The 12,996-nt window shown below is 56.6% G+C and carries 12 protein-coding genes; 2 read left to right on the forward strand and 10 right to left on the reverse strand.

Going from position 1 to position 12,996, the window contains the following annotated elements:
- Positions 1-17: 17 nt before the first annotated feature.
- On the reverse strand, positions 18-809 hold the full coding sequence (locus L1D47_RS01990; RefSeq protein WP_239882343.1) for a VOC family protein: 792 nt from the start codon (positions 807-809) through the stop codon (positions 18-20).
- A 143-nt stretch (positions 810-952) separates the two neighbouring features.
- Here L1D47_RS01990 and L1D47_RS01995 point away from each other — a divergent pair, with 143 nt between their 5' ends.
- Positions 953-1,366 (forward strand): globin family protein, encoded by a 414-nt coding sequence (locus L1D47_RS01995; RefSeq protein WP_041508912.1) that lies wholly within the window; start codon positions 953-955, stop codon positions 1,364-1,366.
- An 85-nt stretch (positions 1,367-1,451) separates the two neighbouring features.
- On the opposite strand, the gene mtr is transcribed toward L1D47_RS01995, so the two are convergent.
- The 3 genes from mtr to L1D47_RS02010 form a co-directional block, all read right to left on the reverse strand.
- Positions 1,452-2,708 carry a tryptophan permease gene (gene mtr / locus L1D47_RS02000; RefSeq protein ID WP_239882344.1) on the reverse strand — a complete coding sequence of 419 codons (1,257 nt, stop codon included), beginning with the start codon at positions 2,706-2,708 and terminating at the stop codon, positions 1,452-1,454.
- The gene (gene plsB, locus L1D47_RS02005; RefSeq protein ID WP_239882345.1) at positions 2,708-5,131 is read right to left on the reverse strand and encodes a glycerol-3-phosphate 1-O-acyltransferase PlsB; all 2,424 of its coding nucleotides are present in this window, start codon (positions 5,129-5,131) and stop codon (positions 2,708-2,710) included. The genes mtr and plsB overlap by 1 nt, the downstream gene beginning before the upstream one ends.
- Before the next feature lie 220 nt (positions 5,132-5,351).
- Positions 5,352-6,725, reverse strand: coding sequence for a DUF4397 domain-containing protein (locus L1D47_RS02010; RefSeq protein WP_239882346.1), 1,374 nt, complete (start codon positions 6,723-6,725; stop codon positions 5,352-5,354).
- Positions 6,726-7,030: 305 nt separating this feature from the next.
- On the opposite strand from L1D47_RS02010, the gene L1D47_RS02015 reads away from it, so the two are divergent.
- Positions 7,031-7,624 (forward strand): FMN-dependent NADH-azoreductase, encoded by a 594-nt coding sequence (locus tag L1D47_RS02015; protein ID WP_239882347.1) that lies wholly within the window; start codon positions 7,031-7,033, stop codon positions 7,622-7,624.
- A gap of 646 nt (positions 7,625-8,270) precedes the next feature.
- Here the strand turns inward: L1D47_RS02015 and L1D47_RS02020 are convergent.
- The 6 genes from L1D47_RS02020 to L1D47_RS02045 all read right to left on the reverse strand — a co-directional run bounded on the left by L1D47_RS02020 (position 8,271) and on the right by L1D47_RS02045 (position 12,979).
- Positions 8,271-8,609, reverse strand: a complete 339-nt coding sequence (locus L1D47_RS02020; protein ID WP_041508917.1) for a rhodanese-like domain-containing protein — start codon at positions 8,607-8,609, stop codon at positions 8,271-8,273.
- An 87-nt stretch (positions 8,610-8,696) separates the two neighbouring features.
- Complete coding sequence (locus L1D47_RS02025; RefSeq protein WP_239882348.1) at positions 8,697-9,152, reverse strand: GNAT family N-acetyltransferase; 456 nt, start codon at positions 9,150-9,152, stop codon at positions 8,697-8,699.
- Between the two features lie 131 nt (positions 9,153-9,283).
- Positions 9,284-10,525: a beta-ketoacyl-ACP synthase gene (locus L1D47_RS02030; RefSeq protein ID WP_239882349.1), complete on the reverse strand. Its 1,242-nt coding sequence runs from the start codon at positions 10,523-10,525 to the stop codon at positions 9,284-9,286.
- Positions 10,525-11,250, reverse strand: a complete 726-nt coding sequence (locus L1D47_RS02035; protein WP_041508920.1) for a 3-ketoacyl-ACP reductase FabG2 — start codon at positions 11,248-11,250, stop codon at positions 10,525-10,527. Before L1D47_RS02035 ends, L1D47_RS02030 begins: the two co-directional genes overlap by 1 nt.
- On the reverse strand, positions 11,247-11,750 hold the full coding sequence (locus L1D47_RS02040) for a hotdog family protein (protein WP_239882383.1): 504 nt from the start codon (positions 11,748-11,750) through the stop codon (positions 11,247-11,249). Before L1D47_RS02040 ends, L1D47_RS02035 begins: the two co-directional genes overlap by 4 nt.
- Positions 11,751-11,788: 38 nt before the next feature.
- On the reverse strand, positions 11,789-12,979 hold the full coding sequence (locus L1D47_RS02045; protein ID WP_239882350.1) for a beta-ketoacyl-[acyl-carrier-protein] synthase family protein: 1,191 nt from the start codon (positions 12,977-12,979) through the stop codon (positions 11,789-11,791).
- Positions 12,980-12,996 lie beyond the last annotated feature (17 nt).

Consider the following 12,996-nt stretch of genomic DNA (forward strand, 5'->3'; position numbering starts at 1 on the left):
TTGTCGTAAATGTCTCCTCAGTTGGAGGTATCATCCATGGTAATTTTGATGACTGACAGGGTGCCACCTTGGGGATCATTAATCATAGAGAAGCGTCCCACCTCGGGAATATCCGTCGGCGGCACGCATACCTGGCCGCCTATCTCCGTAGCCTTGGCGACCGTGGCATCGCAGTTTTCTACCATGATATAGGGCATCCAGTGTGGCGGTGTATCGCCCCATTCCTCAGTCATGGCCATCATGCCGCCGACGGCGCGATCGCCCTGTAACCACTCATAATAGGTGAAGTTTTCCATCTGAGACTCGCGCACCTGCCAGCCCATTACCTGGGTGTAGAAGGCCTGTGCCTTATTGATATCGCGACAGCAGAGTTCGGCCCAGCAGAGGGTATTAGGCTCACCCATACGCATGGAGCCAATATGCGCCCCCGCCTGCCAGAGAGAGAAGCTGGCGCCTTCGGGATCCACGCATTGGGCCATTTTGCCCGCATCGCCCACGCTGTGGGGGCCGAGGACCACCTGGCCACCGTTTGCCTTAACGGCCTCCAGGCTGGCGTCGAGATCGTCGACGGCGAAATAGATACTCCAGTGGGTGGGCACCTTGTCGTCGATCATGTTTTGCGGCAGCTGGTACATGGCCCCTATGTCGTCATCCTCGATGGCAAACATGGTATAGACGCCGTCGGGGATCGGCATGTCCTTGAGCTGCCAGTCAAACAGCGCGCTGTAGAAATGTTTACCCGAGGCAGCCTCGTGACTGGCCAGTTCGATCCAGCAGGGGTCGCCATGTTGATAGCTAGTAATCTTCATCTTTGAGTCCTTTGTTAAGGAAGGTGCGACGACTTGTTCGCACCTTCCCTAATGAAAAATCTGTCGTGATATCAATTTAGTTAAGCCTGTTTTGTCATTTATGTCTATGCTGTGGGGAGAGTTATTGAGAAGAGGGAGCTTCGATGAGCCTGACGTCCACCCAGATAGATCTTGTACAAACCTCATTTAAACAGGTCGAGCCGATCAGCGAGCAGGCGGCGGCGATTTTTTACGACGCCCTGTTTCAGATAGACCCGAATCTGCGGCCGCTGTTTAAGCAGGACATTCGTCACCAAGGGCGTAAGCTGATGGCCATGTTGAAGGCGGCGGTGGAGGGGCTTAAAGATCTCGATGCCTTGGTGCCTCAGCTGCATGAGCTGGCTCGTCGGCACAAGGAATATGGTGTCAGGCAGTCTCACTTTACCCCCGTGGGTAATGCCCTGCTCTATACGTTGAAGACAGGACTGGGCGAGGCCTACACCCGAGAGGTACGAGAGGCCTGGGTGGCGGTGATCCATCTTGTGGCCGATACCATGAAGCCGGCTCTGGAAAGATAAGTTAGCACGGCTAGCAGTAAGGTATATATCAATAAAAAAGGCGCTCAATGAGCGCCTTTTTGGGGACTTGTACAGGACATCCGGGCTAACCGTATACCGGCAGCAGCTCGGCCATGGCCAACAGGTGGCAGGCCGCAGTGAGCAGGCCGTAGAAGATCACTATGGCGATAACCACAGTGCCGCCTGGCACTCTGAAGCTCTGGTTGTCAGGGAACATCTGCCTGGCGCGATAGGCCATGAGGGCCGGGACTATGGCGGCCCAAATCGTGGCGGCAAGCGCGGCAAAGCCGATGGCTATCAAAAAACCGTTGGGGAACAGCAGGCCTAATAGTGTCGGCGGCAAAAAGGTTACCGCCGCCGTCTTGAGGCGGCCGCTGCGCGACTCATCGAAGCCAAATAGGTCGGCAAGATAGTCGAATAGCCCTAGGGTTACCCCCAGGAAGGAGGAGGCTACCGCCAGGTTGGCAAACAGGGTCAGCATAGTCGTTAACCAGTCGCTGGCCATCACATCCGATAGCGCCGCCACCAACACGCCCATGTTACCGCCCTGAGCAATCACCTCGACGAAGCCGCTGCGGCTGATGTTGCCCATGGTCGCGACCAGCCAGCACAGATAGATCACGAAGGCGATAAGGGTGCCCAGGGTGATAGCCTTGACGATAGTCGCTGGATCCTTGCCATAGTATTTCACCAGGCTGGGGACGTTGCCGTGATAGCCGAAACTCACCAGTCCGAAGGGGATGGCGGCCAGCATATAGGGCAGATAGCTGGCTTCACCGTCGGGCACAAACAGCTTGGCGGGCTCCACCTCGATAAGCAGATTCCCAATGGCGAGGAAGAAGGTGATGATCATTCCCCCCAGCATTATGGTGGTGATGCGATCCACCGCCTTGGTGCTGATGAAGACGATGATCGCCAGGCCCACCGCAAACACCAGACCGGCTAGACTCTGGGGCAGCTCGACACCTAGGCTGCTCAGGCTGTGGTTGACGATAGAGCCGCCGCCACTGATATAGGCATAGGCCAGAATATAGAGCACGAAGGCGATTGAGAGGCCGTTGACGATACGCCAGAAGTTACCCAGGGTATCCCGGGTGAGGGTATCGAAGCTGGCGCCAGGCTCGTAGTGCAGGTTAGTTTCCAGTAGCAGCAGGCCTGAGATCAGCATGCAGAACCAGACGCCCAGCATCATGAGCAGCGAATAGCTAAACCACATGCCGGCGCCGACCACAGGCAGCGAGAACATGCCCGCGCCTACGGCTGTGCCGGCGATGATCATGGCGCCGCCCAGCAGCGACTTATCCGAGGCCTTATGCTTGGCCGCGTTCATATGATTGGCCATTAGGCTTTATGCTCCGCGGCGACGCTGTCGACTATGGTTTGTCTGACCGAGGTGCGCAGCAGGCTGTTGGCCCGGCTGCGGATACGCTGTACATCCTCGCCGTGGCTGTCATCGGCCAGGTAGCCCAGCTCCTTGAGCTTGACGCTCAGGGTGCCGTAGAGCTTCTTGTCGTAGAACTCTGGCGCCGTGATGCCGTGCAGTGCCCCCAGACGCTGAGCCAGCTGGTGGCTGTCGCTCTCCAGCTCCGAACGCTCAATCTTAGGCGAGGCCGCCAGCAGGTTGAAGATGATGGCGTAGCGCTGCATAGTCTCGCTGATGGTGCCGGCCAGCAGCAACAGCTGGTTGAGGCCCACTGGCTTGACGCTGAAATGCTTATCTTCGCCGATAAGACCTTCCGCAAGCAGCTGATCCAGCAGCTGATTCACATAGGTCTCGAGGTTGTCGATCCCCATAAACAGCTCGGCCTGCAGCAGCGGGTAGAAATCTTTCACCGTGGCGATGATCTCTTCGCGACTGCACTCATCTTGGCGCGTCAGGCAGCTGGCGATCAAGGATGGGATCACCAACAGGTGGATGATGTTGTTGCGATAGTAGGTCATGGCAACCGCCAGGTCTTCATCGATGGAGATGATGTCACCCAGCGGATCGCTGTCGAGTTTGAGCTTCTTCAGCTCTAAGCCCTGGGCGATCAGCTTGGCGCCATCGCCTTCGACCACAGAGGTATAGCCTGTGTAGGGCACGCTCTTGAGCAGCGACAGGTAGAGATCCAGCTGCTTCTCCAGCTGACTGCGTTGCAGGGCATTCTGCTCAGAGGCAAGCAGCACCAGGCTGGTCAGGGTGATCGAGCTGACGGCGGCGGCATCATTGATGCGGGTCATGACGCGATTGGCCAGGGTATTGACCACAGGGGTCAGCCAGCTTGGCTTCTGCTCGGGATCCTTGGCTAGCTCCTCGCGCCATTCTGGTACTTGCTCGTTGAGGTAGGTATGCAGGGTGATCGGCTCACCGAAGTTGACATAGCCCTGGCCGAAGTTGCTCAGCTTGCGAATGGCACCAAACACCTGCCAGACAGACTCTTTCTGTTTCTTCTTACCGCTCAGCTCCTTGTGGTAGGTGGCCACCTCCATCACATGGTCATATCCCAGGTAGACGGGCACCAGGGTGACCGGGCGCTTGACGCCACGCAGCACGCTGTTCAGCGTCATGGCGATCATCCCTGTCTTAGGTGCCAGCAGGCGACCCGTACGGGAACGGCCGCCCTCGGTGAAGTACTCGACCGAATAGCCCTTGGCAAAGAGCTGATCCAGGTACTCACGGAATACCGCGGTATAGAGCTTGTTGCCGCGGAAACTGCGACGAATAAAGAAGGCGCCACCGCGGCGGAACATGGGGCCGGCTGGCCAGAAGTTAAGGTTGATACCGGCGGCAATATGCGGTGGTACCATACCCTGATAGTAGAGGATATAAGAGAGCAGCAGGTAGTCCATGTGGCTACGATGACAAGGCACGTAGACGATCTCGTGCCCGTCGTGGTGCAGCTGACGGATCTGCTCGGCGCCCTTGATGTTGATCCCCTTGTAGAGCTTGTTCCACAGCCAAGTGAGGAAACGCTCGGCGATACGCACCAGGCTGTCCGAGTAGTCGGCGGCGATCTCATCGAGATATTCCATGGCGGTCTCGCGGGCCTTGGCCTCGGAGATCTTCTTGCTCTGGGCCTCTTCCAGAATCGCCTTCTTCATCGACTCGGATTTCAGCAGGGCGTGGAACAGGTTCTGGCGGTTAGGCAATACCGGCCCTGTCATCACCTTGCGTTGACGGCTGAAGTGCACCCTAGCCACGCGCGCCAGCTTCTGGGCGATGCGCTTGTCGGTACCATGCTCGTCCACCATGTAGCGCAGCGACATGGCATTGGAAAATTGCACAAAGTTGTGACGGCCGAGGAAGAGGATCATCAGGCATTTACGCAGCCAGGTGGGGCTCTCACGCTCCAGCACCGCGGCCTTCATGCTGTCATCTTCCTTGCCAGGGGTGCGACCCCAGTAGAGGCTGACCGGCACCAGCTGGATATCCAGCTCAGGGTGTTTCTTGTGGGCGCTCAGCAGGCGAGAGAAGCTGTCGAGGTAAAACTCGTTGCCTTCGCGCTGGCCAAACAAGGGCTTGGCGCCTTCGACGCAGACCACTCGCGGAGCAGACTCGCCTTCGACATCCAGGCTCTGATAGGGGCTGGGCAGGCCAAGTCGCTCAGTCACCTCGCTCAGGGCGGCGATGTCACTGATCGATTCTGTCTTCATCACATAGACCAGGGGTCTGTCTGAATCCAGGTTGAGATCGGCAAAGGGATCCTGAGGCACTACTATGGTGTGCACGAGTTTCTTCTGGATCCAACGTAAGGATTTAAACCAAAGAGAGTCTTGTTTGGACATTATTCTTTATGCATAGGAGTCATGTTTAATAACGTCATAGAATACCAGAAAAGGAAGATGAATCCCTAATTTGTCTGCTTGGATGCGACATCAGCGGCAGAGGCGATCTAGCTGGTGCGGATAAGCCGTAAAAAGCGCCCTAAAAAGGGCGCTTGGCTTGCTCTTGGTCGTTGTATTGGTCTTAGCCTTAGCCTTAGTCGCGAGAGAGCGAATCGCTAAACTACATAGCGGTGACAAAATCATCCATGAGGATCACGCCAAGTGGAGTGCCGCCGCCCACTGCATCGACGGCGGCCACGCCATAGATGCCACCTGCGGCGAGATTAATATCGAGTGGACCTATGGCCACCGTCTTGCTTCCGGTTGGGGTGACACTGACGACATAGCTTCCTGGGGCCACCGACAAGCTGCCCGATGCCGCCATGAAAGGAACATCACTCAAGGCGGGGGTAGCGGACGAGATATCGGCATCCTGGGTGAGATAAATATCCACATTGCCGGCGGAATAACTGGCATGGGCAATGTTGAGTTTAGCCTCGGTCGCGACGCGGCGACTGTCTTCCATGATCACCCAAGGCTTGATATCCATGTCGGCCAGGGAGCCTATTGCCAATACACTGTAACTCTGTCCCTGTTCCAGGCTAAGGCCGGCCTCATCGATGACCACCACGCTATTATCCGCATCGGCTGCAACGCTTACCGTGTGGGCGCCATCGGCAACATTAAGATAGCCGGTCACCGCGGCAAAACTCAGCATGTCGACAGCCGGCGTATTGTCACCATCGAGAAAGAGATCGACCGCAGGTGCGTCTGCGACCGCATGAATCACCCGCACATCGCTGCCACTCATCTTATCGAGCAGCAGTGCCTGCTGGTCAGCTAGGGCCACCAACAAGGCAACGGGAGCATCCCCGCTCCAGGCATTGGCAATTGCGGTGATGAAATAGTCAGTATCGGCCATCAGGGGCACAGTGCCCGAGTCGAAGACGGGAGTTTTCTGTCCGGATGCGGTGATACGGATCTGATAGTCACTGGCGGGGACTTCCAGCTGGGTGCTGGCATCGAGGTAGTTAGCCGAGAGCGTGGGGGCAGTATTACTGATATCAGCGCCGGGCGCGGTGACATACACATCGACCAGGCCTACGTCAGATGCACCATGCAATACCTGAACGCGGGCATAACCTGCGGCGATATCTGCACTGGCATTGGCCACGAGCTTAAGTTGCAATGTATCGTCGCTAACCTTACCAAGGGCGACGGCCGAATATTCCATGTTGGCGGACAGATCTAGGTCGGCGCTGAGTACTTCGAGTAAGGAACCGTCGGCTATCTGCGCATCGACATCTATGTCATACAGACCAGCAGGGACGGCTAAGAAACCACTCGATATGCCGTAGTCGACATCAGCCAGGAGCTGGGTATCGTTGGCCATCACGTTGACCTTGGGGGCGTCGATGCCAGCATGAATGACACGAACATGGGCTTCGGCGACAGGCGCGGGCGCCATGTTGATTACCTCATCTGAATCATCACTGTCACAGGCTGTGATACCCAGCATGGCGCCTAGCATGAGCGCCGGATAGATCTTATTCATCAGCTTCTCCTTGACGAGGGTTGAGTTCCATTGCGTTACGAACAGAGAAGCCCAAGGGATCATAACGACAGCCTAATAAGAGAGACTTGCTCTTTGAATATGATGGCAATCCTTTATTAATCAGCGGATTATATTTTTCTGTCGCCTGGAGCGATCGCTATCTTAGCCGAGGGTTAGCACTTTTTAAGCGCCTACCTTTCGTTTATTTAGAATGTTTTTGCGTATTTTATGCGCTTATCTTTCGTTTAAATGCCGGATAAACTGGCCTCAATTGGTTGTAACAGAGATTTGAATTGGAGCAGATTATGGCAAAAGTACTGGTATTGAAATCAAGCATCTTAGGGGATTATTCACAATCGGCTAAGCTGATCGACCACCTGCAACAGCATTGGCAGGGTCAGGGCGCCGAGGTGACGGTAAGGGATCTGGCGGCGCAGCCACTGCCGGTACTCGATGGCGAGATCGCTATGGGGCTACGTGGTGGTGATGAGCTGACGGCGCGTCAACAAGAGGTGCTGGCACTGTCTGACGAGCTGGTGGCCGAGTTGAAGGCCCATGACACACTCGTGATCGCCGCCCCTATGTATAACTTCAGCATCCCAACTCAGCTGAAAAACTGGATCGAGCTGGTCGCCCGTGCCGGTGTGACCTTCACCTACACAGAGAACGGCCCTAAAGGCCTGGTAGAAGGCAAGCGTGCCGTGTTGGTGACCACTCGTGGCGGCGTGCACAAGAATGGCGCGAGCGATCACGTGGTGCCTTACCTCAAGACAGTGCTTGGTTTCATCGGTATCAATGAGGTAGAAACCGTTTACGGCGAAGCCCTCAACATGGGTCCCGAGGCGAATGAGCAGGGGATCAGCGAGGCCAAGCAGAGCATAGAGCAGCTGGTAGCTTAAGGTACTGCCTGTTAACAGTTTTCATTGTCGACCACATTTAAACCATCTCTAGGTTGAGGCGCTCAGGTATATGAGCGCCTTTTTTTATGGTTGATTTTGGATTGGCCTGACTAGGGCCTGTTGATCTTTGCCGTTTGTTTTTGCAGCAGTTTGAAGGTGATTTATACAAGGCAGAGCCTGTGTCGTGTAGTCCTCTACACAAACTGGCGATAACGCTGTAGAAATGGTTTACAAACGCTGCCCAAAGGGTTCATCTAAACGCGTGCTGCACTTTGTTGTTCGCCATTCACATAGAGTAACTATGCTTCATGGCTCTCGCCTCGCGCAAAACGCGTTTAGATTGAACAAAAATTAAACTTGAAAGATAAACAGGCCCTCGTGCTGCGTGAGTTCGCAGAGGGTGCATTGCTCGCTGGCTTGACTGGTCTCGACATAGCGAACCCTGTGGCGCCCTTGAGTACGATTGGCGCTAAAGCTGTACCTGGGCCTAGACGTCTGTGGTTTGTTGAGTGACTCTGGCTTAGTTAACTTTGGCTTAGCTAACTTTGACTCGGTTGACTTCGGCTCGATTGAATTTGGCTCGGTAAGCCGTTCGGGCCCGTCGACACTAGGCCCTGAGCATTCGGCTTGTGGCCAAGCGGGGGAGTTAGCCATTGACGGCGCCTTGTGGCTGATAACAGAGCAGATCTTTGAGAGAGCCGCCATTGATGGCGCAATTAAAGCCGTTGGCTCTGAGGATGTCGCAGCCTTTCTGGGCACGGATCCCCGCACCGCAGTAGAGCACGAAAGGTGTCTGTTTATCGCTGTGTTGAGTCAGCCACTGGGCCAGTTGATCCAGCGGCACGTTGAGCGCATTTGGCAGGTGACCACCGGCATATTCTTGGGGAGAGCGCACATCGATGACCTGTACGCCCTGTTCGATCAGTTGCCAGCATTGCTCGGCAGGATGGCTGCCAGAGAGCTTGGCTAAGAGTGATTGAAACATAATCTGCCCTTACAATTAGAATACATTTATAAGATTTATTTTAATAAGATTATTCTAATCAAACTGTAAGTGCAAGTCGGACTTATGCTAGAGGCGCTTGGTCATGAACACGCTGTTGGGATCCTCCTGATAACCGCCGAAGGGGGCGCACTCCAAGAAGCCAAACTTCTGATACAGGCGCCGGGCTGGGAGAAAGAAGCTCATGCTACCTGTCTCCAGGCTAAGGCGCGTCATCCCATTTTGGGCGGCGTCTGCCTGAAGATGGTGCAAGAGGTGCGCACCTATGCCCCGCTGGCGATAGTAGTTGGCCACTCGCATCGACTTGAGCTCGCCATGCTCGGGCGAGAGGCGCTTGACGGCGCCGCAGCCACAGAGTCTGTCGCCCTCCCATAGGGTCCAGAATCTAATATCATCTTGTTTTAATTCGTTTAAATCTAAGGCGTGCACGCTCTCAGGCGGCGAGGTGGCATACATGTCTTCCAGGTGTTGTTCTAGCATCTTGACGACGCTGGCGTGGCTGACGACACCGAGCACAAATTGCATCTTAAGCTCCATCTTCTAATTAAGGACTCAGAGCCTCAGCAAAGCCTGTGCCAGCAGATGTTGACCGCCACGGGGGGGGGAATTGCCAAATGGCGGTCATTTCGCGGCGGTCAGGTCTGGGGCTTTGGGCCTTAGTCTTGCCAGCGCTTGAAGATCAGTGAGGTGTTGATGCCGCCAAAGGCGAAGTTGTTGCTCATCACGTAGTCGGTGTCGAGCTGGCGAACCTCATCCTTGATGTAGTCCAGTTGACCACAGGCAGGATCGACATTCTTAAGGTTGAGGGTGGGGGCAAACCAGCCGGCATTCATCATCTCAATGCTGACCCAGGCCTCTAAAGCCCCGCATGCGCCCAGGGTATGGCCTGTGTAGCTCTTGAGGGAGGAGATGGGCATCTGCTCGCCAAAGACCGCCTGAGTGGCCTGGGTCTCGGCGATGTCGCCGCGATCTGTTGCGGTGCCGTGGGCGTTGACATAGCCTATCTTGTCGGCGTCTAGATCGGCATCCTTGAGGGCCAGGCGGATCGCCACTTCCATGGTCTCGGCGTTAGGCTGAGTGACATGCAGGCCATCGGAATTAGTACCGAAGCCGACTAGCTCGGCGTAGATCTTGGCGCCGCGGGCCTTGGCATGTTCCAGCTCTTCCAGCACCAGGGTGCAGGCACCTTCGCCGATCACCAGACCGTCTCTGTCGCGATCGAAGGGGCTGGGGGTCTCGCTTGGGGTGTCATTCTTGGTGCTGGTGGCAAACAGGGTGTCGAAGACTACGGCCTCCGTGGGACAGAGCTCCTCGGCGCCGCCTGCCAGCATGAGATCCTGCTGACCATATTTGATCGCCTCATAGGCATAGCCTATGCCTTGGCTGCCCGAGGTACAGGCGCTGCTGGTGGTGTGCACCCGGCCCTTGAGGCCGAAGAAGACGCCGACGTTGACTGCCGTGGTGTGGGCCATCATACGGATATAGCTGGTGGCCGTGACCCCCGACATGTCACCCTCTTTGAGCATGTCGCCGAAGGCGATGATGGGATCTGTACTCCCTGTTGAGGAACCATAGGCGATGCCCATGGCGCCTGAAGTCACCTGGGGATCGTTTAGCAGGCCGGCATCCATCAGGGCCTTTTCGCTGGCCCAGGCCGCCATGACGGAGACGCGCCCCATGGAGCGTATCTTCTTGCGTGAATAGTGGGCCGGTTTTTCAAAATCTGTGACCGGCGCGGCCAGACGGGTATTGAGACCGTCGAACCTATCCCATTCGTCCATGCGCTGCACGCAGTTTTGCATCGTCTGCAGGCGCTGGGCGATGCTGGGCCAGTCGTGGCCCAGGGCGGTGACGCCGCCAGCGCCGGTGATCACTACGCGTCGAGTCTTGTTATTCATCAGATCATGCCACCGTTTACCGAGATCACCTGACGGGTGATATAGGCCGCATCCTCAGACATGAGGAAGTTTGCCAGGCCGGCAATTTCAGCGGCCTTGCCCATGCGACGCATGGGGACCAGCTCCTTGACCATCTCCTGAGGGAATTCGCTCACCATATCGGTTTCGATAAGGCCTGGGGCGATGCAGTTAACGGTGATCTTACGCTTGGCCAGCTCCAGGCTCAGGGCCTTGGTGGCGCCTATGATGCCGGCCTTGGAGGCGCTGTAGTTGACCTGACCACGGTTGCCCGCGATACCTGAGACCGAGGCCATGGTGATGATGCGTCCGCCTTGGCGTGACTGGATCATCGGCATGGTACAGGGATGGATAACGTTGTAGAAACCATCCAGGTTGGTATGGATCACCCCGTCCCATTCCTCGTCGCTCATGGCGGGGAAGGCGGTATCCCGAGTGATCCCGGCGTTCAGCACCACGCCGTAGTAGGCACCGTGTGCGGCGATATCGGCCTCAATGGCAGCCTTGACTCCGGCGCGATCGGCCACGTCGAACTGCAGTCGGCTCACCTTGGCGCCGAGCGCCTCGAGTTCGACCTGAGTTGCATCGGCCGCAGCCTGATTACTGTGGAAATGCAGGGCGATATCATAGCCTGCCCCGGCCAGCTTGAGGGCGATGGCCTTGCCTATGCCGCGACTGGCACCTGTGATCAATACACGTTTGTTCATCTTGCTTTCTCTTCTTCTTTACCCGCCTGGCTCTCTAAGATATAGGCTTGGGTGTCCTGAGGCTGGAATACATTGACATTAGCCTCAGCCACAAGTTGATTGTTGTGGAATATTTTACAATCAAACACCGCCAAACCGTTATCTTCCTGATAGAGGCGGCTGACCCGGGTCTGGTAACGTTCACCGAGTCGGTAGGCGGGGATCGCGAATGTTAATTTGCGCGTGCCGAGCAGGAAGCCGACACGAATAGACTCGCCCCTGGCGCTGGCCTCTAGACCGGCGAGGGCGGCTATGCTCTGCGCCATATATTCTATGCCCACATAGTTGGGCACAGACTGGCTGGCATCATCGAAATAGGCACTTTCTGCGCTTATGTTCACCTCGGTCAGCAGGGTATCTGGTGCCTGCTCGAGCAGCTTGTCGATCAAGATCATCGGTGCGCGATGGGGCAGCACGGCATCCAGCGGGATCTCGGCCAGGGGAGTATTTAGCTGTGACATTGGCTGTGACTCAGATTCTGGTGTTAGTGGTGTAGACATTAGCTCTTGGCTCCTTTGCTGAAGATCACGCTGGCATTGCTGCCGCCGAAGGCGAAGGAGTTACTCATCACATAGTCGAGCGCTTGAGTCTGCCCCTGTGATACGAAAGGCAGCGCCGGATTGTCGTCATCCCACAGCCCGTCGCCCACCTGAGGGGGGAGCCCCTGGTGTTGATTTAACGCTGACAAGAGCAGCAGGCTGAAGGCCGCCTCTAGGGCACCGGCAGCGCCGAGGGCATGGCCTGTCAGCGGCTTGGTAGAGCTTACCGGCGGCAGTTGGTCGCCAAAAACCTTAAGCAGGGCGCGGCTCTCCATGGCATCGTTTTTCATGGTCGCCGTACCGTGAAGGTTGATGTAGCCCACCTGAGATGGTGCTATCTCTGCGTCCTTGAGGGCCATCTCTATGGCCGCCACTGCGCCCTGTCCCTCGGGATGGGGCGATGATATATGGTGGGCATCGCTGGATTCGCCCACGCCCGCCAACATCCAATCGGCCTCGCCTAGGGTGAGAGTAAACAGTGCGGCGCCCTCGCCGATATTGATGCCATCGCGGTTACGGCTAAAGGGTTGGCAGTGGGTCTTGGAGACAGATTCCAGCGAGTGAAAGCCGTTCAGGGTCAACTTACACAGGCTGTCGGCGCCGCCGACGATCACCATGTCGCAGACGTTGGCCTCTAGCAGGCGTTTGGCGCTGGCGAATACCTTGGCGCTGGAGGAGCAGGCGGTAGAAACCGTGTAGCAGGGGCCTGAGAGCTCGAAATAATGCTGCAGAAAGTCGCAGCTGTTACCCAGCTCCTGCTTGGAATAGAGGTAATCGCCTGGTAGCACCCCGTGTTCGGCGCGGTAGGCCAGCGCCTTCTCGCCCCTGGCGATGCCCGAGGTGCTGGTGCCCAATACGATGCCGATACGACCGGCGCCATATTGTGTCTTGGCAGCCTCAACGGCTGGGGCGATCTGCTCCGCGGCGCGCTGTAGCAACTGGTTGTTACGACAGTCGAATCTCTGTAGGTCAGGCGCTATCTCTGGCAACTCTGTGGTGACCATGCCCACCAGTACCCGGCTGTCGGGGATTAGGTCGTCACGCCACCGCATGCCCTGGGTATCGCCATCGAGCAGGTGGCGCAAGACTGTGTGGGGATCGTCTCCCAGCGGGGTACACAATCCTAGGTGGGTGATAGCTATCTTTGTCATAGTGTCCGTTCTTATGG

The sequence above is a fragment of the Shewanella sp. Isolate7 genome (genome assembly GCF_022398425.1).
Lineage (GTDB): Bacteria > Pseudomonadota > Gammaproteobacteria > Enterobacterales > Shewanellaceae > Shewanella.